At 62.5% G+C, this 25,339-nt stretch carries 20 protein-coding genes and 1 riboswitch; of the genes, 5 read left to right on the top strand and 15 right to left on the bottom strand.

Features of this window, described 5'->3' with window-relative positions; translation table 11 throughout:
* Positions 1–34 precede the first annotated feature (34 nt).
* From KKO72_RS14730 to KKO72_RS14755, 6 genes are all read right to left on the bottom strand, one after another.
* Positions 35–1,057 carry a thiamine ABC transporter substrate binding subunit gene (locus KKO72_RS14730; protein ID WP_214939936.1) on the bottom strand — a complete coding sequence of 341 codons (1,023 nt, stop codon included), beginning with the start codon at positions 1,055–1,057 and terminating at the stop codon, positions 35–37.
* A 68-nt stretch (positions 1,058–1,125) separates the two neighbouring features.
* A riboswitch (TPP riboswitch) is annotated at positions 1,126–1,222 on the bottom strand.
* 13 nt (positions 1,223–1,235) lie between these two features.
* Positions 1,236–3,287: a phosphate acetyltransferase gene (gene pta / locus KKO72_RS14735; protein WP_214939938.1), complete on the bottom strand. Its 2,052-nt coding sequence runs from the start codon at positions 3,285–3,287 to the stop codon at positions 1,236–1,238.
* A gap of 72 nt (positions 3,288–3,359) precedes the next feature.
* Positions 3,360–3,905, bottom strand: a complete 546-nt coding sequence (locus tag KKO72_RS14740) for an ATP-binding protein (RefSeq protein WP_214939941.1) — start codon at positions 3,903–3,905, stop codon at positions 3,360–3,362.
* A gap of 14 nt (positions 3,906–3,919) precedes the next feature.
* Positions 3,920–5,239 (bottom strand): serine--tRNA ligase, encoded by a 1,320-nt coding sequence (gene serS, locus KKO72_RS14745; RefSeq protein WP_214939943.1) that lies wholly within the window; start codon positions 5,237–5,239, stop codon positions 3,920–3,922.
* A gap of 68 nt (positions 5,240–5,307) precedes the next feature.
* Positions 5,308–6,288 carry a 4-hydroxy-3-methylbut-2-enyl diphosphate reductase gene (gene ispH / locus KKO72_RS14750; RefSeq protein ID WP_214939945.1) on the bottom strand — a complete coding sequence of 327 codons (981 nt, stop codon included), beginning with the start codon at positions 6,286–6,288 and terminating at the stop codon, positions 5,308–5,310.
* 2 nt (positions 6,289–6,290) lie between these two features.
* Positions 6,291–6,755, bottom strand: a complete 465-nt coding sequence (locus tag KKO72_RS14755) for a peptidylprolyl isomerase (protein WP_214939948.1) — start codon at positions 6,753–6,755, stop codon at positions 6,291–6,293.
* A 168-nt stretch (positions 6,756–6,923) separates the two neighbouring features.
* Between KKO72_RS14755 and radC the strand changes: the two genes are divergently transcribed.
* Together radC and KKO72_RS14765 are read left to right on the top strand one after the other, a co-directional pair.
* Positions 6,924–7,625: a DNA repair protein RadC gene (gene radC / locus KKO72_RS14760; protein WP_214939951.1), complete on the top strand. Its 702-nt coding sequence runs from the start codon at positions 6,924–6,926 to the stop codon at positions 7,623–7,625.
* A 35-nt stretch (positions 7,626–7,660) separates the two neighbouring features.
* Positions 7,661–8,347, top strand: a complete 687-nt coding sequence (locus KKO72_RS14765; RefSeq protein ID WP_214939991.1) for a Smr/MutS family protein — start codon at positions 7,661–7,663, stop codon at positions 8,345–8,347.
* 5 nt (positions 8,348–8,352) lie between these two features.
* On the opposite strand, the gene KKO72_RS14770 is transcribed toward KKO72_RS14765, so the two are convergent.
* From KKO72_RS14770 to apbC, 6 genes are all read right to left on the bottom strand, one after another.
* The gene (locus KKO72_RS14770; protein WP_214939953.1) at positions 8,353–10,026 is read right to left on the bottom strand and encodes a hybrid sensor histidine kinase/response regulator; all 1,674 of its coding nucleotides are present in this window, start codon (positions 10,024–10,026) and stop codon (positions 8,353–8,355) included.
* A gap of 83 nt (positions 10,027–10,109) precedes the next feature.
* A complete protein-coding gene (locus KKO72_RS14775) occupies positions 10,110–10,514 on the bottom strand; it encodes a group II truncated hemoglobin (protein WP_214939956.1) in 405 nt (134 codons plus the stop codon).
* Positions 10,515–10,575: 61 nt separating this feature from the next.
* Entirely contained in the window at positions 10,576–13,095 is a 2,520-nt protein-coding gene (locus KKO72_RS14780; protein WP_214939959.1) for an ABC transporter permease, read from the bottom strand.
* Between the two features lie 132 nt (positions 13,096–13,227).
* Positions 13,228–15,120: a diguanylate cyclase domain-containing protein gene (locus KKO72_RS14785; RefSeq protein ID WP_214939962.1), complete on the bottom strand. Its 1,893-nt coding sequence runs from the start codon at positions 15,118–15,120 to the stop codon at positions 13,228–13,230.
* Positions 15,120–15,944, bottom strand: coding sequence for an ABC transporter substrate-binding protein (locus KKO72_RS14790; protein ID WP_251140676.1), 825 nt, complete (start codon positions 15,942–15,944; stop codon positions 15,120–15,122). The genes KKO72_RS14785 and KKO72_RS14790 overlap by 1 nt, the downstream gene beginning before the upstream one ends.
* A gap of 118 nt (positions 15,945–16,062) precedes the next feature.
* Positions 16,063–17,154 carry an iron-sulfur cluster carrier protein ApbC gene (gene apbC / locus KKO72_RS14795; RefSeq protein WP_214939965.1) on the bottom strand — a complete coding sequence of 364 codons (1,092 nt, stop codon included), beginning with the start codon at positions 17,152–17,154 and terminating at the stop codon, positions 16,063–16,065.
* A 140-nt stretch (positions 17,155–17,294) separates the two neighbouring features.
* Here apbC and KKO72_RS14800 point away from each other — a divergent pair, with 140 nt between their 5' ends.
* Together KKO72_RS14800 and metG are read left to right on the top strand one after the other, a co-directional pair.
* Positions 17,295–18,611 (top strand): patatin-like phospholipase family protein, encoded by a 1,317-nt coding sequence (locus KKO72_RS14800; protein ID WP_214939968.1) that lies wholly within the window; start codon positions 17,295–17,297, stop codon positions 18,609–18,611.
* 71 nt (positions 18,612–18,682) lie between these two features.
* A complete protein-coding gene (gene metG / locus KKO72_RS14805; protein WP_214939971.1) occupies positions 18,683–20,797 on the top strand; it encodes a methionine--tRNA ligase in 2,115 nt (704 codons plus the stop codon).
* Positions 20,798–20,854: 57 nt separating this feature from the next.
* Here metG and KKO72_RS14810 read toward each other — a convergent pair whose 3' ends face one another.
* Both KKO72_RS14810 and purN read right to left on the bottom strand, forming a co-directional pair.
* On the bottom strand, positions 20,855–21,829 hold the full coding sequence (locus KKO72_RS14810; protein ID WP_214939974.1) for an alpha/beta hydrolase: 975 nt from the start codon (positions 21,827–21,829) through the stop codon (positions 20,855–20,857).
* 377 nt (positions 21,830–22,206) lie between these two features.
* On the bottom strand, positions 22,207–22,797 hold the full coding sequence (gene purN / locus KKO72_RS14815) for a phosphoribosylglycinamide formyltransferase (protein ID WP_214939976.1): 591 nt from the start codon (positions 22,795–22,797) through the stop codon (positions 22,207–22,209).
* A gap of 112 nt (positions 22,798–22,909) precedes the next feature.
* On the opposite strand from purN, the gene KKO72_RS14820 reads away from it, so the two are divergent.
* Entirely contained in the window at positions 22,910–23,524 is a 615-nt protein-coding gene (locus tag KKO72_RS14820; RefSeq protein ID WP_251140680.1) for a DUF480 domain-containing protein, read from the top strand.
* A 7-nt stretch (positions 23,525–23,531) separates the two neighbouring features.
* Here the strand turns inward: KKO72_RS14820 and KKO72_RS14825 are convergent, their stop codons facing one another.
* The gene (locus tag KKO72_RS14825; protein ID WP_251140677.1) at positions 23,532–25,196 is read right to left on the bottom strand and encodes a phosphoethanolamine transferase; all 1,665 of its coding nucleotides are present in this window, start codon (positions 25,194–25,196) and stop codon (positions 23,532–23,534) included.
* Positions 25,197–25,339 lie beyond the last annotated feature (143 nt).

Consider the following 25,339-nt stretch of genomic DNA (forward strand, 5'->3'; position numbering starts at 1 on the left):
AGCGGCCAAAGCGTCAAACAGGCTGGAGCAGGGCCTACTTCAGCACCACCTGCGTCCAGCGCGCCACCCATGAGGCGCCTTTGTCGGCAATCACTTGGGGGGGCAGGCTCTCAAACGCGGCAGGTGCGGCGCCGTGGCGCATCACCGGCGCCAGTGGCGTCTTGGCCACCGCGGGGTACATCCACATGCTGGTCTGCAAAGCCTCTTGCACCGGAGCCGAGCGCAAAAAGTCAACCCACTTGAGCGCCGCCACTTTCTGTGCCGTGCCTTTGATCAGCGCCACCCCTTCGACCTGGCGGAACACCCCACCCGCCAGGTTGAGGCTGGCCGTGGGTGACTCGGCAGGCTGGTCCTTGGCGTAGAACACCTCGGCAGCCGGGCTGGTGGCATAACTCACCACCAGCGGGTAGCTGCCTTTGTTGCGGCTGAATTCGGTGTAATAAGCCTCGCTCCAGCCTTTGACCACCTTGAGACCGTTGCTTCGCATCTGCGCCCACCAGGCAAAGGCCTTTTCTTCCCCCAGCCCGGCAATGGTGGCCAGCAAAAAGGCATAACCAGGGCTGGAGGTGGCCGGGTTCGGCACCACCAGCCAGCCCTTGTAAGCGGGCAAGGTCAGGTCTTGCAGGGTTTTGGGCAGCGGCAAACCACTTTTGGCGACCGCGGCGCGGTCATAGTTCAGGTTCACAAAACCATGGTCCACGGCGGCCAAGGCGTCGCCGAGTTGGGCGTCCACCGTGCCTGCGGCCTGGGGCAAACTGGGCTCCAGCACACCAGCGGCCAGCGCCTTGGCTTGCAAGGTGTTGTCAATGCCGTAGACCACATCGGCCACCGGCTGGGCGCGGGTCAGGATCAGCTTGTTGAGCATTTCCCCGGCATCTCCGCCCTTGATGAGGACCAACTTGACACCGTTTTGGGCTTCAAACTGTGCCAGCAGCGGCTTGGGCAAGGAGAACGAGCTGTGCACCATCACCCGCAGTTCATCAGCGGCATGGCTTGGGGCTGACAAGCCGGAAACAGCCAGCGTGATGGTGGCCAGGGCAAACAAACGACGGTTCATGGTGGTCCCTATAAAAAAACACCCGCGCGGTGAACGCACGGGTGATCAGGGACAGGCCAGAGCAGGCCGCCAACAACCCATCACGCTCCCTACGCTGGCATGATCCAGATCAGGTATGGGGTTTTTCTCAGCCTGGCCAAACGCCAGACACCCCCGGTGAAGGGTCGAATTGTAAGGCTCAGGCCTTGGTCATCGAGTCGGCCTGGATGGCGGTCAGCGCGATGGTGAAGACGATGTCGTCCACCAGCGCACCACGCGACAGGTCGTTGACCGGCTTGCGCAGGCCCTGCAGCATCGGGCCCACCGACACCACATTGGCCGAGCGTTGCACCGCCTTATAGGTGGTGTTGCCGGTGTTGAGATCCGGGAACACAAACACCGTGGCTTGGCCAGCCACTGCGCTGCCGGGCGCCTTTTGGGCAGCCACTTCCTTGACACTGGCGGCGTCGTACTGCATCGGGCCGTCAATCACCAGCTCAGGCCAGCGCGATTTGGCCAACTCGGTGGCGGCACGCACTTTTTCCACATCGTCGCCCGAGCCCGAGGAACCGGTGCTGTAGCTGATCATGGCGACCTTGGGGTCGATGCCCAGGGCGCGGGCGCTGTCGGCACTTTGTTTGGCGATTTCGGCCAGCTCTTCGGCCTTGGGGTCGGGGTTGACCGCGCAATCGGCATACACCAGCACCTGGTCGGGCATCAACATGAAGAAACACGAGGACACAATGTTCGAACCCGGTGCCGTCTTGATCAGCTGCAAGGCCGGACGGATGGTGTTGGCGGTGGTGTGCACCGCGCCACTGACCAGGCCATCAACCTCGTCGACCGCCAGCATCATGGTGCCCAGCACCACGGTGTCTTCCAGCGAAGCCAGTGCTTGTGGTGCAGTCAGGCCCTTGCTCTTGCGCAAGGCCACCATCGGCTCGACAAAACGTCCGGCGATCTCGGTCGGATCCAGAATCTCCAGGCTGGCAGGCAGCTCCACACCAATGGCACTGGCCACCGATTCGATGACTTGGCGTTTGCCGAGCAAGACACAACGTGCCAGGCCTTTTTCGGTACAGATCACGGCGGCACGGATGGTGCGGGGTTCATCCCCCTCGGGCAACACAATGCGTTTGTTGGCGGCGCGCGCCTTTTGCATCAGCTGGTAGCGGAACGCCGGTGGCGACATGTGTGTCGATGCGGCATTGTCCAGACCGGCGCAGATGGCGGTGGCATCGAGCTGCTCCACCACACTGTCGATCACCAGGTTCATGCGGGTGTGGTCGTCCTGCGGCACGGCCAGCGGCAGGCGGCTGACACGGGCGGCGGTGCCGAAGCTGTCGCCATCGGTGCGCAACACCGGCAAACCGCTGTTGAAGGCCATGGCACCAAAACGCTGGATACGTGGGCTGATGAAGCTGTTGTGGGTCAACACCAGACCGGCCAGTTCTATGCCGTTGCTGGCCGCCAGCGCGGTGGCCAACATCACGTCGTCACGGTCACCGGCGCTGATCACCAGCACGCCGGGTTTGAGGCGCGGAATCACCTCGGACACCGAACGAGCGCACAACACGGTGTCACGCACACGGCGGGTGGCGATATCGCCCTCGATCATCACCTCGGCGCCCAGGTAACGCGCCACATCCAGGGTACGCGGCGCGGAGAGCTCGGGGTTTTCACGCACCACCCCAAAAATCGGCACACCACTGAGCTGGCTGGCCACAGCGGCTTCGTCAAAGTCGATGCCCACGCGGTTGAAAATGACACCTTCCACATGGCGGCCCGAGTTGCGGATACGCGCAATCATGTACTGGGTGTGGGCAATGCCTTCGGCATCGGCACCACTGGCCACCAGAATCACATCGGCCTGCAGGCTGCGCGAAATATCGCTGGAGAGCTGAGGGATGAAGGCGCGCGTTGGGTCGGTGTGGATGCCTTCCACCACCAGCACGTCCGCATCTTTGGCGCTGGCCATGGCCAGGCTCACGATGTCTTCCAGCACTTCGGCGGTTTTGCCGCTGGTCACCTGCTGGGTCACCAGTTGCAGCGGCAGCGGGTCAGGCGTGGAGACGGCCTGGCAGATGCTGCGGGCAAACAACACAGACGGCTCCGATTCCGGGCTGTGTTTGGTGACCGGTTTGAAAAACGCCACCTTCAAACCACGGCGCTGCAAAGCGCGCAACAGGCCCAGGGACACCGAGGTCAAGCCCACATTGGGTTCCGTGGCCGACAGAAAAAACGTACGCATGGAAATTGGCTCCAGATGATGAAATGCGGGCCCTATTATCCTAAGGGTTAACCCGCACCTGTAAGAAAATCGTCAGGTTTCATGATGTAGCGCAAACATTGCGGCCTGCAACCGGGCCGGCCCCACCCCGCTGACAGCGACCACCGGTCTGTGTTGGGCCAGTTGTTGACCCAGCACATGTTGCACCGCCGCCTGCGCCGCCAAGCCGTCGCGCTGCAGGCCATCGGCCATCCAGGGCAGATCCGGCTGCAGCCAGAGTGTCATCGCGTACGACCGGTGGTGCAAGTGGGCGGCGGCCAGCAGGCTGTCGTCCGCAAAATAGAACTGGCTGTAGACCGCCGTCAGCAAGGGTCCACATTCACAAAAAAGCATAGCACCTTGCCCTTTACCTATAAGGTTCAGAGCCTGATTTTCTGCATCAATCTGCGCCTGCATCAAGGCAGCTTGTTCATCGACCCGGGGGGTGCGGCCCCGGGTCTGACACCAGTCACGCAACAGTTCGGGCACCACCTGGCCACCGGTCTGCGCTGCCAACTGCCGGGCCAGCGTGCTTTTGCCGGTGCACTCAGCACCGATGAGGCAGATGGCTCGGGGGGTGTGGCGGGCCAAACCAGTCACCCCGTCACCAGAAATCAGGCAGGGCGCAGGGTGTCCAGGCCACCCAAATAAGGCCGAAGCACCTCAGGCACGGTGACCGAGCCGTCCGCGTTCTGGTAGTTCTCGAGCACCGCCACCAGCGTACGACCCACCGCCAGACCCGAGCCGTTCAAGGTGTGGACCAGCTCGTTTTTGCCTTGTGCGTTTTTGAAGCGGGCCTGCAGGCGGCGCGCCTGGAAGGCTTCGCAGTTGCTGACCGAGCTGATTTCACGGTAGGTGTTTTGTGCGGGCAGCCAGACCTCCAGGTCATAGGTCTTGGCGGCGCCAAAACCCATGTCACCGGTGCACAGGCTCATCACGCGGTAAGGCAGGCCGAGTTTTTGCAGGATGGCTTCGGCGTGCTTCGTCATCACTTCGAGCGCTTCGTAGCTCTTGTCGGGATGCACGATCTGCACCATCTCGACCTTGTCAAACTGGTGCTGACGGATCAGGCCGCGGGTGTCGCGCCCAGCGCTGCCGGCTTCCGAGCGGAAACACGGGGTGTGGCCGGTGAGCAGCATCGGCAACTCCGACTCAGCGAGCACCACATCACGCACGAAGTTGGTCAGCGGCACCTCGGCCGTGGGGATCAGGTACAGCGCGGTGTTGTCGGGCTGTGCTTCACCTTCTTGCCCGCCCTTTTTTGCGGCAAACAAATCACCCTCAAACTTGGGCAGCTGACCGGTACCACGCAGGGTTTCGCCATTGACGATGTAGGGGGTGTAACACTCGGTGTAGCCGTGTTCCTGGGTTTGCACGTCCAGCATGAACTGGGCCAGCACCCGGTGCAGGCGCGAGACCTGGCCCTTCATCACGGTGAAGCGTGAACCGGTGAGTTTGACGCCCATCTCGAAGTCCAGGCCCAGCGGTGTGCCCACATCCACGTGGTCCTTGATCTCGAAGTCAAACGTCCGTGGTGTACCCCAGCTGCGCACCACCACATTGCCGTGTTCGTCGGCACCCAGCGGCACACTTTCGTGCGGCAGGTTGGGCACAGCCAGCAGCAGGGTTTGCAGCTCGGCCTGGATCTGGTCGAGCCGGGTGGCCGAGGCGTCGAGCTCGTCCTTGATACCGCCCACCTGGGCCATGGCCGCAGCGGCCTCGTCATGCAAGCCTTTGCCTTTGAGCATGCCGATCTGTTTGCTGGCTGCGTTGCGCTGGGCTTGCAGGGCTTCGGTGCGCATCTGGATGGTTTTGCGCTCGGTTTCCAGCGCGGTGAAGGCTTCCACATTCAGGAAAGTCTGCGGGGTTTTACGGGTTTCCAGGCGCGCCACGGCGCTGGGCAGGTCTTTGCGGAGCAGGTTGATGTCTAACATGGCTTTATATGAAAAATTGGGCTCTAGCCCTTATGAAATAGGGGGTGATTACTATGATTCGTATAGCATCAAGATCGGGCAACAGGCGCAGCGGCCTCGTCATCCAGGTCCAGCCGCAGCCCTTTGGGCAACGGGAACTTCACCGTCTCGGGCTGACCCGGCATGGTTTGCACCGACACCGCACCGAGTGCCTTGATGCGCTCCACCACCTGGCGCACCAGGATCTCGGGCGCCGAGGCACCGGCGGTCAAACCGACGCGGCTGCAGCCTTCAAACCACTGCGGCTGCAGGTCTTCAGCCCGGTCCACCATATAACCCGGTGTGCCGAGTTTGCGCGCCACCTCGGCGAGCCGGTTGCTGTTGGAGCTGGTCGGGCTACCCACCACAATCACGATGTCGACCTGCGAACTCATGAGTTTGACCGCGTCCTGGCGGTTCTGCGTGGCGTAACAAATGTCCTGGTGTTTGGGTTCACGCACCATCGGGAATCGGACCTTGATGGCTTGAGCGATGTGGGCGGCGTCGTCCACACTGAGGGTGGTCTGGGTCACCACCGCGAGCCGTTCGGTCTGGCGCGGGCTGACACGGGCCACATCCTCGACCTCTTCGACCAGGTGGATGCCGTGATCGAGCTGGCCCATGGTGCCTTCCACCTCGGGGTGGCCCTTGTGGCCGATCATGATGAACTCATACCCTTCTTTGGCCAGCTTGGCCACTTCCACATGCACCTTGGTCACCAGCGGGCAGGTGGCGTCAAAAATCTGAAAACCCCGGCGCTCGGCCTCCTGCTGCACCGCGCGGCTCACACCGTGGGCCGAAAAAACCAGCGTCGCCCCCGGTGGGACGTCATCGAGCTCTTCAATAAAGATAGCACCCTTGGCTTTGAGGTCGTCCACCACATAGGTGTTGTGCACGATCTCATGGCGCACGTAAATCGGCGCGCCAAACTTGGTCAGCGCTTTTTCAACGATCTCGATGGCCCGGTCCACCCCGGCGCAAAAACCACGCGGCTCGGCCAGCAGGATGTTTTGAACAGCGGCGGCAGGCATGTTCACAACACCCCGATCAGTTGCACTTCAAAAAACACCGGCTGACCCGCCAGCGGGTGGTTGAAATCGAGCTGCACCGCGTCGCCCTTGGCATCGCTGCGAAAGCCCAGAATCACCCCGGCAAACTCGCCCTGCGCGTCGGGGGTGGGAAACTTGAGCACCTCACCCACCGCGTATTGCTCGTCCTGCACACCCAGCTCCACCAGCTCCTGGCGTGCCATCCACTGCACCATGTCGGCGCTGCGCTCACCAAACGCCGCGCCTGCGGGCAACTCGATGGTGGTGTGGGTGCCCTCGGGCAGCCCCAGCAGAGCCGCCTCCAGCGCGGGGGACAGCTGCCCGGTGCCCAGCGTCAGGGTCGCAGGTGAACCCTCAAAGGTGCTGACCACCACACCGGCCGAGCCGCTCAAGCGGTAATGCAGGGTCAAAAAAGAGCCGGGTGAAACGCTGGCGACGGTGCTTGTCATGCTGATCCTGTACCTGAAAAGGAAACCAAAAAAGAAAACGCTGTCCGTGCGGCGGCACCGGTGGCAGGGCCACAAAGCCCCAGAACCCAAACCAGGGCACATCAGCGCATAAACTGCCCGCATTGTAAAAGCCCCCTGCCCTGCGCCACCCCAAGTCGACTTCAGACCATGCCGCTCAAAGACCTGCCCCCCGATGCCCGTCCGCGCGAAAAGCTGCTGGCGCGCGGCCCCGGCGCGCTCAGCGATGTCGAGTTGCTGGCCCTGCTGCTGCGCACCGGCATCGTTGGCAAAGGGGTGCTGCAGCTGGCGCAAGAGCTGCTACAGCTCAAACCCAGCGCCGATGGGGGCGCCGGTTTTGACGGCATCGCCGGGCTGCTCAACGCCAGCGCCGACGACCTCCAACGGGTCAAAGGCCTGGGGCCAGCCAAACGCGCCGAGCTGGTGGCGGTCCTCGAATTGGCCCGACGCGCCATGGCACAAAAGCTGCAGGAACGCACCGTTTTTGACACCCCCGACACCGTCAAACACTACCTGCAATTGCAGTTGTCGGCACGCCAGCACGAGGTGTTTGCGGTGTTGTTCCTGGATGTGCAAAACCGCCTGATTGCTTTGGAAGAAATGTTCACAGGTACCCTCACGCAAACCAGCGTCTACCCACGCGAAGTGGTGTTGCGCGCGCTGCACCACCGAGCCAGCGCCGTGGTGCTGGCGCACAACCACCCCAGTGGCACGGTGCAACCCAGCCGCGCCGACGAGATGCTGACCCAGACCCTCAAAACCACGCTGGCGCTGATCGATGTGCGGGTGTTGGACCACGTCATCGTGGCCCCCGGCGAGGCGCTCTCCATGGCCGAGAGAGGGCTGCTGTGAGCCGGGCCAAACCAGCTGCCCAGCCCCTGGGAGTGCTGCACAGCCACGCCCCGGCCCCGGCGGCCTTGCCGACAGCGCCGGTCAAGGTCAAGGCCCTGACCGATTTGAAAATTGTCAAACGAGCGATTGCCGAGCAGGCCCGCCAGCGCGTCGCCCAAGCCAGTGCGCAGGTCAAGGCGGTCAAACAGGCGGCGTCTGACCGCGACCTCTTCATTCGGGCCGCTGGCGCGGTCCAGCCCTTGCCAGACAAGCGTCATGTGCTCCACAAAAAAGAGCGGGCTGTGCCGCTGGCGATGCAATACCAGAAGGACGAAAAAGCAGTACTCAAAGAAGCCATCAGCGACGAATTCGATGTCAGCACCCTGCTCGATACCGACGAGCACTTGAGTTTTCGCCGCCCCGGCATCGGGGTGGATGTGACCCGCAAACTGCGCCGTGGCGACTGGAGCATCCAGCGCCAGCTGGACCTGCACGGCCTGCGCCGCGACGACGCCCGCGAGGCCCTGGGCCAGTTCATCCGTGACGCCCACAAACACGGCATCCGCTGTGTGCGGGTGGTGCATGGCAAGGGCCTGGGTTCACCCGGCAAGGTGCCGGTGCTCAAAAGCCGGGTGCACAGCTGGCTGGTGCAAAAAAACGAGGTACTGGCCTTTGTCCAGGCAAAACCAGCAGATGGCGGCGCTGGTGCGCTGGTGGTGCTACTGATGGCCAGCAGGGGCTGAGCGGCTCAAGCCGCAGCAGCTTGGCTTTGCACCGCATGGCGCAACAGATTGCGCAGCTTGGCCGGGCGCACCGGTTTTTGCAGCAGCACCAACCCGGCCGATAGCACCTGCTGGCGCACACTGGTCTCGGTGTCGCCACTGATCACACAGGCGGGCAGGTCTGCACCCAGGGTCTGGCGCAGCAGACAAATCGCGTCGATGCCGTTGTAGACACCGGGCAACCGGTAGTCACTGAGCACAAACGCCGGCGGCTGTGAGCGGCTCACCAGCGCGCAGGCAGTTGGCACGTCCACCGCGCTGGTGACCTGACAGCCCCAACTGCGCAGCAAACCGGCCAGCGCCACACCACCCAGGGCATCGTCTTCAATCAGCAGCACCCGCAGGCCAGCCAGCTCGCTGCCGGGTGGGTCCTTGGGCACCGCCACCGGTGCCACCACTGCGGGTGCGGGCACCATGGGCACCTGCACACAAAAGCGGGTGCCACAGCCCGGCTGGGAACGCAGCGTCACCGGGTGGTTCAGCAGCAGGCAGGCGCGCTGCACCAGGCTCAAACCCAGACCCAGGCCCTTGTGGCGGTCACGCTCGGGGTTGCTGATCTGGAAAAATTCCTGAAAAATTTTCTCGTGGTACTCCGGCGCGATGCCGATGCCGCTGTCCCACACCTCGATACGCGCCTGGGTGTGGCCAGCACCCGGGCGACAACTCACCAGCACACTGCCCCGGTGGGTATGCTGCACCGCGTTGCTGAGCAGGTTGAGCAACACCCGGTGCAACAACACCGGGTCGCTGTGCAACCAGATCGGTGAGGGGCGGATGTGCAGGCGCAGCCCTTTGGCAGCGGCCATGGCGTCAAAACTGATGCGCAGCTGGTCCAGCAACTGGTTCACCGGAAAAGCCGCCAGCCGCACCTCCATCGACGGTGCGTCGAGCCGGGAATAGTCAAAAAAGGCATCCAGCATCTCCTGCAGCGCACGCACCGAGGCATCCACCCCGGCCACCAACTCGCGGGTGGCGGCGTCTTGCTGGGGCAACTGGGTGAGCCGTGCCACAAACATGCCCAGCGCGTGGGCGGGCTGGCGCAGGTCGTGGCTGGCAGCCGCCAGAAAGCGAGATTTGCCCAGGCTGGCAGCCTCCGCCTGGTCTTTGCGCCGGGCCAGTTCTGCCGCATAACGGCTGCGCACATGGTCAAAAGCCGCCGCCATCAAGGTGTAGAACAACAAGGACATCAAAAACTGTGGGCCGGCCACCGGGGTGTAGTGGTAAGCCCAGGACAGGCTCGGGCCACCGGCCAGGAAATACAGCGTAGCCAACATCAAAAAGCTGGCGCTCAGCAGCCAGCCAATGAACTGTCCTTTGAGGAAAAAAGCCAGAAACGGCACCGCGTAGACCCAGTACAGCCCGGTGCCTTCGACCCCGCCCAGCACAATCAGGGCGCTGAAAATCACCAGGGCCGAGGCCAGCAACAGGTTCTCGGCCAGGCCAACACGGTGTGCTTGGCTGGCGAACACCGTGGCCGGTGCCACCAGCAGCAGCACCGCGGCCAGTTCGACACAACCCAACACCCACTGCCCCGGGGTGAGCAGGTTGAAGGCGGCAAACACCAGCCCAAACACCAGCCCGATGACACTGCCGGCCCGAACTTGCCGAGAGCGCTCGCCCCAACCGGTCACAGATTTCATTGACATTCCAGAGAGTGCTTGGCCAGCGGGCCGCCCCCGCAAGCACCGGCGATGCTACCAAATCACCAACAGCACCCGACTGTTTAGCCTGGCTGGTTGCGCATCCAATCGGCGGTCTGGAAAAACGCCTGGTTGAGCTGGGTCTGCAGCGCCGCAGGCACCTCAGTCTCGCGCATGGCCTGGGCCATACAGGCCAGCCATTGGTCACGCTCGACCAGCCCGACCTTGAACGGCAGATGCCGTGCACGCAGGCGCGGGTGGCCAAAACGCTCGGTGTAATGCTGCGGCCCGCCCAGCCAGCCACACAAAAACCAGAACAACTTCTGGCGTGCCTCGTCCAGGCTGGCGCCATGCACCGCACGCAGCTCGGCGTAAGCAGGCTCGAGTTCCATCAGGTCGTAAAAGCGGTCCACCAGGGCCTGTACGCTGGCCTCACCTTGCAGGCTCTCAAATGGGGTGCTGACACCGGATGTTGTTTCGTTTTTCATGGTCAAATTGGCCTCTAGCCCTTATATCTGTTGGCCTGATAGCTATGATTAAAGCAGTAACTCAGGTCGCTGCCTGGCGCAGCGTTTGCACCACCGGGCGGCGCAACACATCGCGCAACCCCCACCAACCTGCAGCCAAGGCCAACACCGCCCCGGCCAGGGCACCCAGCAGCGGCACCCACAAGGACACCGACCAGCTGAAGTCAAACACATATTTGGCCAGCGCCCACCCCACCCCACTGGCAACCAGCGCCGCCAGAAAACCCGCCAGCGCACCCACACCGGCCAGCTCGATGCGCTGCACCTGGCGCAACAGCACCTGGCTGGCACCCACCGCCCGCATGATGGCGTACTCGCGCGCGCGCTCCTCGCGGGTAGCGGTCACCGCCGCAAACAGCACCACCAGCCCAGCCGCCAGCGTGAAGGCAAACAGGTATTCCACCGCCCCGATCACCTGATCCAGCACACCCTGGATCTGGTTGATGGTGGTGGTCATGTTGATGCTGGTGATGTTGGGAAACTGGCGCACCAGCTGGTTGTCAAAACCAGGGGTGGCGGGAGCCTTGAAGGCACTCAGGTAGGTGGTGGGCACACCGTCGAGCTGCGCCACCGGGTACATCGCAAAGAAGTTGGCGCGCATCGACCCCCAGTCCACCTTGCGCAGCGAGCTGATGCGCGACACCACCTGGGTGCCACCCACCTCAAAAGTCAGCTCATCCCCCAACGCCAGCTTGAGGGTGTCGGCAATACCTTGCTCGATGCTGATGGTGCCCGCCTCATCGGGCTGCCAGCGCCCGCCTGTCACCTGGTTCTGCTCGGGCAGTTGGGCGCTGTGTGAGAGGTTGAACTCGCGGTCCACCAAGCGCCGGGCTCGGTCCTCGCTGTAGTCGTCGGGGCTGACCTCGCGGCCGTTGATGGCCACCAGACGGCCACGGATCATCGGGAACCAGTCAAACTGGGCCACCCCTGCGTCCTTGAGCGCCCGGTTGAAGGCCGGGCCCTGTTCGGGCGTGATGTTGATTACAAAACGGTTGGGCGCATCCTGCGGCGAGGCCTGGCGCCAGCTGGCGATCAGATCGGTGCGCAACAGCACCAGCAACACCAGCGCCAGCAAGCCCACCGCCAGGCTGCTGACCTGCACCACCGCAAACGCGGGCCGGGCCGAGATCTGCCGGGTGGCCAGCACCAGCGCGGTGGGCGCGGTGCTGTCGTTGACGCTGTAGCGCAGCAGCTTCACCGCCAGCCAGCTCAGGGCGGCAAACAACACCGTGGCCCCGGCAAAACCACCCACCGCAATCAAGCCCAGTTTGAGGTCGTTGCTGGCCGCCAGCAGCAAGGCGGCAAAACCAATCAAGCCCACAGCCAGCACACCGGCCGAGGCCGTTTTGAGCCCACCGACATCGCGGCGGATCACCCGCAGCGGTGGCACCTGGGCCAGTTGCAACACCGGCGGCAGGCCAAAGGCCAGCAGCAGGGTCAGGCCCATGCCCAAACCAAACAACACGGGCCACACAGTGGGCGCAGGCAGGCTGGTGGTCACCAGACCGGCGAGCAGAGTGACAAACCCATAATGCACCACAAAACCCAGCACAACCCCCAGGCCACTGGCCAGCAGCCCCACCAGCAGAAACTCCAGGCTGTAGGCACCGGCGATGGTGCGCTGGGGCAGGCCCAGCACCCGCAGCATTGCGCAGTCGTCCAGATGGCTCGCCGCAAAACCACGCGCGGCCAGCGCCACCGCCACCGCACTGAGCAGGGCCGCCAGCAGCGCGACCAGGTTCAGAAACTTCTCGGCGCGCTCCAGCGTGGTGCCGAATTCCGGGCGGCCACCTTGCAGCGTGTCCACACGCATCCCGCGCACCTTGTTGGCCAGAATCTGCGCCTGCACCCAGTCCACAAACGCCTGCACCGTGGTGTCGTCACCCGCCACCGCCAGCCGGTAATTAATGCGGCTGGCTGGCTGCACCAGGCCGGTGGTCTCCAGGTCGGCCTGGTTGATCATCACACGCGGTGAAAAACTCATGAAACCGGCGCCACGGTCCGGTTCGTTGACGATCAGGCGGCCCACGCGCAGCGCCGCGTCCCCCAGCATCAGGGTCTGGCCAGGCAACAAGCCCAGGCTGTCGAGCACCGCCACATCGACCCAGGCCTCACCCGGGCTGGGCACCTCACGTGTCAAGGTGTCGGGGGCACCGGTTGTGATGCTGGTGCGCAAGCTGCCACGCAAGGGGTAACCGGCCTGCACCGCTTTCAAAGCCACCAGCTTGGTCTGGGCGCCCAAGGCATCGGGGGCACGGGCCATGGTGGGGAAACTCAAGGTCTGGCTGCGCTGCAAACCCAAGCTGTGCACCTGGGCCAGAAAAGCTTCGGGGATCGGGTTGTCACTGACCACCACCGCGTCACCCCCCAGCAACTGGCGAGCATCGCGCTGCAGACCGCCCTTGAGTCGGTCGGCGAAAAAGCCGACAGCGGTGAGTGCGGCCACCGCCAGCGCCACCGCCACCATCAACAAACGCAGCTCACCGGCGCGTACATCACGCCACAACGAACGCCAGCCCAGGGTCAGAAAAGAAATACGCATGTCTGGAAGATACCGCAGTCCGCCGCCGCAGCCCGGCGGGTGCGCCGCTTTACCCCAGAACGGCTGGTGTCAAACCGCGCCACCCAGGTCGACACAACACAGCTCAGGTGCCCGATGAGGCGCAATGCGGCACTACAGCACAGGTTCAGAGCAGCTGGGCACGACCGGTCCTGGCGACAGGTGGTAGCGGTTTTTGCCTGCCATCTTGGCCTGGTACATCGCCATGTCGGCCTCATGCAAGAGCTCGTCTCGCGTGCGCTTGCTCGCCTGCGGGAAGAAGCTGATGCCCATGCTGGCGGTTACCGTCAAGGTCTGACCACGCCAGTCCATGGGCTGGGACGCCGCCTCCAGCAACCGCTCCAGGGTTGGCATCGCATCGGCCGGGGCGGCCAGATCAGCCAGCAGGGCCACAAACTCATCACCTCCGTTGCGCGCTAGCGTGTCACTCTCGCGCAAGCTCAAACGCATGCGCTCGGCCAGGGTGATGAGCATCTGGTCACCGGCTTCATGGCCATGGTGGTCATTGATGGCCTTGAAGCCGTCCAGGTCAATAAACACCACCCCCAGCAGCAGTTGGCGGCGCTGGGCCTGGGTCATGGCGCTGCGCATGCGGTCGGCCAGAAACACGCGGTTGGGCAGGTTGGTCAAGGGGTCGTAACGCGCCGAATGCTCCAGTTCGTCCTGGTAAGCCTTGATCGCAGTGATGTTGTTGAACACCGCCACAAACTGCTGCACCTTGCCCTGCGAGTCAGGCACCGCACTGATGGTGAGCAATTCGGCAAATACCTCACCGTCCTTGCGCCGGTTCCAGATCTCGCCGCGCCATTGACCTGTGGCCAGCAGCTCGGACCACATGGCCTCGTAAAACGCCTTATCCTGGCGCCCCGAGCTCAGGAACCGGGGATTTTTCCCCAGTACTTCTGCCCGGCTGTAGCCGGTGATGCGCACAAAGGCGTCGTTGACATCGATGATGCTGCCATCGGCCTGGGTGATCAAAATGCCTTCACGGATATGGGTAAAGACAAAAGCGGCGTTGACACGCTGCAGCCGCTCGGACTCGGCACGCTGCAGCTGCAGCAGCCATTGCCGCCGATACAAACCCCAAGCCAGAAAACTCAAGACCACCAGCACCGGTATCAAAACACCCAGCACGGTGGTGACTTCGGTGACCCAGCGCGCCAGCGCCACCTCGCGGTACAAATGGGTCAGCACCACAAACGGATACAGCGTCGACACCCGATAGGCGGTCAAGGTTGCTTGACCCAGTTCGGCCTCAAACTGACCAAACTCGCGCTCCTGAAAACGCAGTGCCAAAGCCTTTCCGTAAGCCGTCTGACCAACAGGCATCTCTGGATTGGTGGTCATCAGGCGAGCGCCATCCAATCGCAACACCTCGACCATCCCCACCGGTCCATCGAGCTGCTGCGCCATCTGGTTGACAAAGTAGTCAGGGTTCAGCGCAACCAACAGCCGCAAACCCTCGCTGCCCTGTAATGGCAGGGTCGCCGGAATCAGGGTCGACACACCATCGGTCGCCGCACCTGCCCCCACACCCACCTCGGCCGCCCGCCCGGCGGCAAAGTCGCGCCCCAGCCACGGTGTGCCCAGGCGCAACACGGTCTGGGGGCCATGGATCAGCGGCAGGTAGTCGCTGGTTGGCACCTGTTGCGCCACATTGGCGGGGTTGGAACTGGCCACAATGCGGTCCTGGCTGTTGATCAGCGACAGCGAACGCAAATGGGGCGCCCCGCGCAGAATCTGGGCAAAGTCGGCCTCTACGTCACGCAAACCAGCCTTGCCTCGCGCAACAGACACAGCCTGGGAGGCGGCCTGGCCGGTGGCGTTGAGGCTTTGTGTGAGGGCGTTCTCAAAACTGCGCGCCATCAGGGCCGACTGCTGAAAACTGCTGGCCAGCGCATCACTGCGCAACAGCCACAAGGTGTAGCCGGTGATACACAGCACAGCGCCGATGAACGCGCTGAGCATCAGGAAAAACCGACCCCGGGGAAACTTCTCACCCGCCATCAACGCACCACAATCGGCTCAAGCCGATACCTCTGGGCTGCGGCCAACAGCCGCCCGTCACTCTGGATGTCACTGACAAAACGCTCCAGCAGGGCATACCAGGCGTCGTCACCGGGCGCCATGGCGTAACCATAGGGGGTGACATGGTAGGCATGGTCGGGCGCCACCAAACGCGCCCAGTCGGCATTGGCCAGGAAGCGCTGGCTGTAGGGGTAGTCGGTCATGAACACATCGGCACGACCGGCCTGGACCTCTTGCTCGCGGGCAAACGGTGTGTTGAGCACCATCAGCTGCGCATGCTGGAGCCGATTCTTCATGACCGGCTCATGCAAGGTGCCTTGCGCCACAGCCACCACCGAACCTTCTTTGTCAATGTCGGCCCAGCTGCGGATGCGCCGGTTGGTTTTGGAGGTCACCGCATAGATGTCGCTGGCCAGATGGGGCCGCGTGAAACGCAGCAGTTTTTGCCGCTCAGGGGTGATGCCAACCGCAAACATGGCGACATCACAGTGATCTTGCAGCAAGTCGTCGGCCAGTTTGGCAAAAGAGCTGTCAACAAAGTCCACCGCCACACCCAGGTCCTTGCCCAGCTCCTGCGCCATCTCGATGTCGATGCCTGAGAGTTGCTGGGTCTTGGGGTTGCGGTAGGTGATGCCGTGGTAATCCGGCCAGATACAGACCCGAACGGCTTTGGCGGTTTGGACACGGCGCAGACGACCAGACGCCTCCCCAACGCTGGGGGTCCCGGCGACACCTGCTTGTGCCATGGGCGCCGAGCCTGCAATCAGTGCCCCCAACACTACCAACAACGTCAAGAGATGCATAGCGTTGGCCTTTTGTTACTTCGCTTTTTTAGTCTGCTTCAGGCAGATTCTGCCATGCATAACCAAGCCGGGTAACAAGGCCGGAACAAGCGACGACGGCGCCAACCGCCTCTGTCACTCAGGTGTCTTTTGAGATCTTGATGGCCGGGAAGCGGCTGGAGAAATCCTTGTTTTTGGCAGCAATCGCCAGCGCCACCTTGCGCGCCACCGCCTTGTACAGCACGGCAACTTCGCCGTCTGGCTCTGCCACCACGGTGGGCTGGCCGCTGTCGGCCTGTAGGCGGATCTGCATCTTGAGCGGCAAGGCACCCAAATAATCCATGCCGTACTCGGCGGCCATCTTCTTGCCGCCGTCGGCACCAAAAATATGCTCCACATGGCCGCAGTTGCTGCACACATGCACCGCCATGTTTTCCACAATGCCCAGAATCGGCACGCCCACCTTCTCAAACATCTTGATGCCTTTGCGGGCGTCCAGCAGCGCGATGTCCTGCGGTGTGGTGACCACCACCGCACCGGTGAGCGGAACCTTCTGTGCCAGGGTAAGCTGGATGTCGCCGGTACCGGGCGGCATGTCCACAATCAGGTAGTCCAGGTCTTTCCAGTTGGTTTGACGCAACAGTTGGTCCAGCGCCTGGGTCGCCATCGGGCCGCGCCAGATCATGGCCTCGTCCTGAGCCACCAGAAAGCCGATGGACATCACCTGCACCCCATGGTTCTCCAGCGGCTCCATGGTCTTACCGTCGGCGCTCTCAGGGCGGCCGCTGATGCCCATCATCATCGGGATGCTGGGGCCGTAGATGTCGGCGTCGAGCAGACCGACGCGGGCACCCTCAGCGGCCAGTGCCAGCGCCAGGTTGACGGCAGTGGTGCTTTTGCCCACGCCGCCCTTGCCGGAGGCGACCGCCAGGATGTTTTTGACGCCGGGCAAGAGCTGCACACCACGCTGCACCGCATGGGCTGTGATGTTGGTCGTGACATTCACCGACACATAGACCGTGGGGGCCACGGTCTTCACCGCAGCCATCAGTGCCTGGCGCAAACCCTCAACCTGGCTTTTGGCGGGGTAACCCAGTTCCACATCAAAGACCACCTCCCCCGCACGCACCACCAAGTTCTTGAGCGCTTTGGTCGACACAAAATCACGCCCGGTGTTGGGGTCGGTCACGTTTTTGAGGGCATCCAGGATGGTTTGGTCAGTCACGGTCATAGGTTTCTCCGAAAACGGTGAGTCTAGCCAAGACGCCATGTCCCGTTTTGACACCGGCTGAATCAGGGTAATCCCGAAACACGCGGCAAAACACGCTGTTTGCGCTTGGGGCGTGGCCAACTGCTGCACATAATTCACGCATGCCTCTGTACCCCGCCTCCATCAGCCCGGCACCACCCGCCGCAGAAACCACCGCAGCCCTGATGCTCTCAGGCGGCGGCGCCCGTGCGGCCTACCAGGTGGGGGTGCTGGAGGCCATCTCCGAACTGCGCCAGATCTGTGGTGAGCAAAACGGCCCGAATCCGTTTCCGATCATCAGTGGCACCTCGGCGGGCGCCATCAACGCCGCCTCGCTGGCCTGTGGTGCCGACCATTTTGACCAGACCGTGCACCGCATTGCCAATGTCTGGCGTGGCTTCCATGCCGACCATGTGTACCTGGCCGACTCGGTGAGCATGCTGCGCTCGGGCGCCAAGTGGATGACCCTGCTCTCCATGGGCTGGCTGATTGCCCGGTGGCGCCGGGTCAAACCCAAATCCTTGCTGGACAACAGCCCGCTGGCCGAATTGCTCACACGCATGGTGCCGCTGGAGCGTATTCCCTCGCTGGTGCGTGACGGCCACCTGCAGGCGCTGTCTGTCACCGCGTCAAGCTACACCACCGGTGAACACTTCACTTTTTTTGAGGGTGACAAACGCCTGCAACCCTGGACCCGCTCACAACGCCGTGGCCTGCGTGACAAGATCACCCACGAACACCTGCTGGCCTCCAGCGCCATCCCCTTTGTGTTTCCGGCGATGCCGTTGCGCTTGGACGGTGAAACCGCCTACTACGGCGACGGTTCCATGCGCCAGTCGGCACCGATTGCACCGGCCATCCACCTCGGCGCGCAGCGCATCTGTGTGATTGGCGCCGGGCGGGTGCATGAGCCCAAACGACAGGGCACGGTGGCTGATGTCGGCAGCTATCCGAGCCTGGCACAGATTGCAGGGCACGCGCTGGCCAATATTTTCCTGGACGCCCTGGCGGTGGACATCGAACGCATCCGACGCATCAACCAGACCCTGAGCCTGGTGCCGCCCGAGATGCGTGCGGCCAGCAACCTGCGCCCGGTCGAACTGCTGCTGATTTCGCCCTCAGAACAGCTCGATGTGATTGCCGCCCGACATGTCAACGAGTTACCCCCAGCGGTGCGCAGTGTGCTGGGCAGCCTGGGGGTGTCGTCCCAAACCTCGGACGAACGTGGCGCGCCCCTGGCCAGTTACCTGCTGTTTGAACCCGGCTACACCGGCGAACTGATGGCCCTGGGCCACAAGGACGCGATGCGCCAACGCGCCGAGATCTGCAGGTTTTTTGACTGGACCGATCCTGAAGCCGCGCCCCAAGCAGCGCCAGGGTCGACCCTGCCTGCGCCCCATCACCCCGAACGCCGCCGCGACCCACTGCGCCTGCGCTGAGCCAACCCGGCGCGGCAGAGCCACCCCCTACCCGACTAAAATGGTCGGCTGTCCCTGAAAGATCCCGCCTCATGACCCGCCAACTCTTTGTCACCACCGCCCTGCCCTACGCCAATGGCAATTTCCACATCGGCCACATCATGGAGTACATCCAGGCCGACATCTGGGTGCGTTACCAACGCATGATGGGCACCGCCATCGATTTTGTCTGCGCTGACGACACACACGGCGCGCCAATCATGATCGCCGCCGAAAAAGCCGGGGTCACGCCGCAGCAGTTTGTGGCCAACATCGCAGCTGGCCGCAAACCCTACCTGGACGGTTTTCACATCAGTTTTGACAACTGGCACAGCACCGATGCCCCAGAGAACCATGAGTTGGCACGCCAGATCTACCGCGACCTGCGTGACAACCCCGAAGGTTCGTTGATCGAAACCCGCACCATCGAGCAGTTTTTCGACCCCCAGAAAAACATGTTTTTGCCAGACCGCTTCATCAAAGGCGAGTGCCCCAAATGCCACGCCAAAGACCAGTACGGCGACAACTGCGAGGTCTGCGGCGCGGTGTATGCCCCGACCGACCTGATCAACCCCTACTCGGCCCTGTCAGGTGCCAGGCCGGAGCTCAAAAGCTCGGAGCATTTTTTCTTCAAACTCTCCGACCCACGCTGTGTGGCCTTTCTGGAGCAATGGACGCAGGACGGCAAGCTGCAGCCCGAGGTCGCCAACAAGATCAAGGAATGGTTCAGCATCCGCACCAATCCCGACGGCACACAAAGCGAAGGCCTGGGCGACTGGGACATCAGCCGTGATGCGCCCTACTTTGGCATCGAGATCCCGGACGCGCCGGGCAAATACTTCTACGTCTGGCTGGACGCCCCGATTGGTTACCTAGCCTCGCTCAAAAACCTGCTCGGCAAACGCGGCCTGGACTATGAGGCCTACATGGCCAACCCCGCGCTGGAGCAGTACCACTTCATCGGCAAGGACATCGTCACCTTCCACACCCTGTTCTGGCCCGCCACCCTGAAATTCAGCGGCCGCAAGACGCCGGACAACGTGTTTGTGCACGGCTTTTTGACCGTTAACAACGGCGAGAAGATGAGCAAGAGCCGTGGCACCGGGCTGGACCCGCTCAAGTACCTGAGCTTGGGCATGAACCCCGAGTGGCTGCGCTACTACCTGGCCGCCAAACTCAGCGCACGCAACGAAGACATCGACTTCAACGCCGACGACTTCATGGCCCGTGTCAACAGCGATTTGATTGGCAAGTTTGTCAACATTGCGTCACGCGCCGCCGGCTTCCTGAGCAAACGTTTTGAAGGCCGCATCGGTGAGGTGCCAGAAGACGGCGCCGCCCTGCTGCACCAGTTGCGCATTGAACGGGTCAGCATTGAGCGCCTGTATGAAGAGCGCGAATATGCCAAGGCCCTGCGTGAAACCATGCTGCTGGCCGATCGAGTCAACGCCTATGTGGACGCCAACAAACCCTGGGACCTGGCCAAACAGCCGGGGCAGGAAGAGCGCCTGCAAGGGGTGTGCACCGTCTGCATCAAGGCCTTCCGCATCTTGACCTGTTACCTCAAGCCGGTGCTGCCGCAGTTGGCACAACAGGTGGAAACTTTCCTCAACATCGCGCCCTTGACCTTCAACAATGTCGGCGAGCCGCTGCCCACTGGCCATGTGATTGGCACCTACCAACACCTGATGCAACGTGTCACCACAGACCAACTTGATGCCTTGTTTGAGCCTCCAGACCAGGTAAATAAAGAGCCTATAGCTATGGAAAATGCAGCAAACCAGTTGCCTGGTGGTGAAGCCATCGCGCCGACCATCAGCATTGACGACTTTGCCAAGATCGACCTGCGTATTGCCAAAATTGTCCAGTGCCAGGCGGTAGTTGGTTCTACCAAACTGCTGCAACTCACCCTCGACGTGGGCGAGGTGGACGAGGCCGGTCAGCCCAAGACCCGCAACGTCTTTTCAGGCATTGCCAGCTGCTACAAGCCCGAGGACCTGACGGGCAAACTCACCGTGCTGGTGGCCAACCTGGCACCACGCAAGATGAAGTTTGGTGTCAGTGAAGGCATGGTGCTGGCCGCCAGCCACGCTGACGAAAAAACCCAGCCCGGCATCTATGTGCTGGAGCCTTTCCCGGGCGCCCAGCCGGGTATGCGGATTCACTAAAGCGTTTGCCTCACCCAGAGGCCGAGAGCCTCTGGGTGGGCCGAGACTCAGGCAGCGTCAGCGCGGTGCAGTGGCTGCGGCGCGCATGGGTTGCCCATCAAAAAACTGGGCAAGAACCTGCACCAGCTCGCTGGCAAGAGGAAGTGTCGGGTCGGCATAAGACGCCATTTGTTGGTCTGTGTCGGCAGCCACCGTTTTCAGGACGTGGTTCATACCTGGGATCACGCGCAGCACACAGCGCGGGTTGGCAGCATGTAGTTTTTCGGCATCCGCCACACCCACCTGGATGTCCGTCTCACCCTGCACAATCAGACACGGCACGCGCAGTTTCGCCGTCTCAATCGTGGGTGTGTACCTGAACCAGGACACCAGATACGGCTGAACGCTGGGGCGGTACAAGACCAGCAGCGATGCTGGCACATCACGGACCGTACGACCCGTTTCGAGCGCCGCAAGAATGGCCTCACTGCGCTGCGCCAGATCGGGCGGCAGCCGCCCCTGCAATTGGCGGCGCAACGCCACAGACGCCTGCTCCGCCGGACCGGCGATGGACACGAAGGCTGTCACCGGACTGTGTTGCGCGGCCAGCAAACCAATCAGGGAGCCTTCGCTGTGCCCCAGGAGGGTGACGCCAGAAAACCGTGCGTCATTGGCCAGATGGGTGACCCAGGATGCAGCATCCTGAACATAGTGCTCCAGACGCAGGTCAGACTCATCATGGGCCGCGCTGGCACTGGCTGCCACGCCGCGTTTGTCATAACGGACCGAAGCGATGCCGATGTCCCTGAGTGCCGCAGCCAGCAGCTTCAAACTGTCGTTTTGACCGGCCACCAACGGTGTGTTGCCATCACGGTCGGTGGGCCCGGACCCTGCAATGATCAGAACCACCGGGGGTTTTGACACATCGGCCGGGACGGTCAAGGTGCCCTGCAGCTCGCCGGTTGGCGTTTGCAACACCAGCGCCTGCTCCGACGCCAACAGTGACCCACTGGCCAACACCAGGGCACAGGAAGCCCCTGCGAGACGGCTCATTTTTGATGCTTTTATATCCATGACGAATACCTTTTAGCCCATGTCACCACGTCCAAGCTGACGCAGAGCAGCGGTTGGGTGAACGCCTCGATATCTTATCTTTCAAGACAAATTGGCTTCCAACCCTTATACAGCAAGGGCTACCAGCTATTCATAGCGCAGCACCCAACGCCAACTCAACCTTGCTCAGCGGCTTGGCGTCTTGCCCCCCTTTGCGGGCATGAGCCGCTTGAGACTGCTGTGGCGAGGAGGTGTTTACGTTGCGCCAAGATGCACCCTCATGGATGCCGGCACCTGGGTCCCCCAAAAGCTAGAACGCCAGACGTGCCTGTTTTGTGAAGTTTCCCTCAAAACAATCAGCTGACGACCGCTTGGAGCTACCTCGAAAGCAACTGCAGCACCGCCCGTGGGTAGATCAGGTGTTCCTGTGTGAGCACACGTGCCGCCAGCGTGTCCGCACTGTCCCCCGGCAACACCGGCACCACGGCTTGCGCCAGGATCGGGCCCTGGTCCAGCTCAGGGGTCACCAGATGCACCGTGGCACCGGCCACCTGGCAGCCCGCATCAATCGCACGTTGGTGGGTGTTGAGCCCGGCAAAAGCGGGCAGCAGCGAGGGGTGGATGTTGACCAGCCGCCCGGCATAGTGGTTGACAAACCCAGGGGTGAGGATCCGCATGAACCCCGCCAGCAGCACCAACGGCGGGTTGCCGGGGGTGGCGTAGCTGTCGATGTGCTGCATCAGCGCCGCATCAAAGTCCTCGCGGTTGGCAAAGCTGGTGTGCTCGAGCACCTCGGTGGCCACACCGTGCGCGCGTGCCAGGACCAACCCACCCGCGCTGGCTTTGTTGCTGATCACCGCCGCCACCTGGGCCTGATACTGGGCGGCCCAGTTGTCGCGTTGTGCGGCTTTGAGGATGGCCAACATGTTGGAGCCGCCGCCTGAGATCAAAATAACGATGTTTTTCATACTTGGCTGAATTATGACTTTGACCCCTCCCCCCTTTGGCAGCGCACCGGTCACCCCACCTGCGCCTGCTGTCCTGCTCACCCCGACCGAGGCACGTGTGCTCGGCACCTTGATGGAGAAAGCCCGCACCGTGCCCGACAGCTACCCGCTGTCGCTCAACTCGCTGATGCTCGGTTGCAACCAGAAAAGCAGCCGCGACCCGCTCATGAACCTGAGCGAGGCCGAGGTGGCCGACGCGGTCAGCAGCCTCAAAACGCAGCAACTGGTACGTGAAAGCAGTGGCAGCCGGGTCACCCGTTTTGAGCACAACGCCCAGCGTGGCCTGGGTGTGCCGGAACAGTCGGCGGTGCTGCTGGGCCTGCTGATGCTGCGCGGCCCACAAACCGCCGCCGAGTTGCGCCTCAACAGCGAGCGCTGGTACAAGTTTGCCGACATCTCCTCGGTGGAGGGTTTCCTGGAAGAACTGCAGGACCGCCCCGACGAGAAAGGTGGCCCGCTGGTGGTGAAACTGGCCAAAGCCCCGGGCGCCCGTGAGCAACGCTGGGCGCATCTGCTGTGTGGTCCGGTGGATGAGGCTTTGTGGGCCGGCGCGGGCTCAGCACGTCAGACCGAAGGCCTGGCACTGGAGCGTGTAGCACGCCTAGAGGCCGAGGTGGCCGATCTGCGGGCCACGGTCAACCGGCTGTGTGCTGAGCTGGGGATCGAAGTCGCCCCCACAGCGGATTAATCGCGTTTCACAAGAGCTTGCGGTCACACGCAGATAACATGTCTAGCCTGGCTTGAGCGACCCGGGTTTGTACACCGGAGAGGTCCAGCACGGTGTGAAACAGGTTGTCGTGTGACCAGGGTTTGCTGGCCTGGGCCTGGGCGCAGCTCATCTGCAGGCCACGCTCCTGTTGCAGGGATTTGGAGAACCACATCAGCATCGGCACATGGGTCTGCTCTTGCGGTGCCAGCGCGTAGGGCATGCCATGCAGGTACAGGCCTTTTTCGCCCAATGATTCACCGTGGTCAGAGACATACATCAAGGCAGTCGGCTGTTCGGGGGCTTGCGTTTGTAACCAGTGGATGGTTTGCGCCAGAAAGTGGTCGGTGTAACGCAGGGAGTTGTCGTAGGCGTTGACCAGTTGCTGCCTCGGGCAGTCCTGCAAGGCGTTGCTGTTGCACTCCGGCAAAAACGCCTTCATCGCCGGTGTGGAGCGTTTGAAATAGGCCGGACCATGGCTGCCCATCTGGTGCAACACCACCACGGTGCCACGGGCGCGTTTGGCCGGGTCCAGTTGCGCCAGTTGGGCTGGCAGCTGGCGCAATAACGCTTCATCCAGGCATTCATCCCCGTCGCAGAGGGCTGTTCCTCGCTGCTCATGGGTATCGGCGTGTGGCACCCGGTCACAGACACCTTTGCAGCCCGACTGGTTGTCCAGCCAGAGCACGGCCAGCCCGGCATGCTGCAGGATGTCCAGCAGGTTTTCATAACGCGCACCGTTGCCCACATAGTTTTTGCGCCCCAGGTGCGAGAACATGCAGGGCACCGATGTTTCGGTGTTGGTGCCGCAGGAACTGACCTGGCTGTAGTACACCAAGTCACCCGCCCCTTGCAACTGGCGCAACTCGGGCGTGGTGTCGCGGGCATAACTGCCCAGGCCAAAGTTGTCAGCACGCGCGGTTTCACCCACCACCAGCACAATCAGCGGAGCAGCGCCGGGTTTGCCAACCGGCAGCACCACATGGGCGTCCTCACCCAGCGCCTGCAACACCTGTTGGGAACGCTCGGCCTGACCGACCCCATGGCGAACCAAGGCATACACGGTGTTGAACGGGTTGATCATGTAACGCAGGGACTTGTGGTTGCGCATCAGCGAAGCCACATCCTGAAACGACAGCCACAGCAAGACCACGGCCAGTACCAAGGCCAAGACCATGGTCCCCAACTGTTGCCCCAGCAGGCGCCTGCTGCCCACGGATCGCACGGGTTGGCGCCATAACCACAGCCCGGGCAACACCAGGCCCAGGCACAGCGTCCATAACATCGACCAGGACAACAGATCCAGGGCCTCCGAGGTGTTGGTATTGACCACGTTGGCAATCATGCTGGCGTCGATCACCACACCGTAACTTTGCATGAAATAGCTACTAGACGCCGCCAGCGCCAGCAGCACCAAGGCCACCGGCTTGAGCCAGCGCGGCCACACCAGCAAACACAAGACCGCCACCGTGAATGCCAGCACCGCCAGCACCAGTGTGCTCACCGTCAACACCGCATGCCAGCCCTGGGTTTCGGGCAGCTGCCAGATGACACGCCACAGCGGCAGGTTGCCCGCTGTGGCCAGCCACAGTGCCAGGGTCAAAATCAGCAAAACAGGGTGCCAAGGTGTGCGGCGGGTCAAGGTGAGGGTCATAAAAGCCTGTGTGAAGGGTTGTTGCAGGCATTCTGAAAAAGCTGGATTAAGTGCAGCTTAAGAAAGCCCCTCCCGGCCCCTCCACGGCCCTGGTTTTAAGCCTGGCTTAACCCAAGATGGCTGCAATAGCGGCCATGTACCCA

It is taken from the genome of Rhodoferax sp. U11-2br, assembly GCF_018619435.1.
In the GTDB taxonomy this organism is placed as follows: domain Bacteria; phylum Pseudomonadota; class Gammaproteobacteria; order Burkholderiales; family Burkholderiaceae_C; genus Rhodoferax.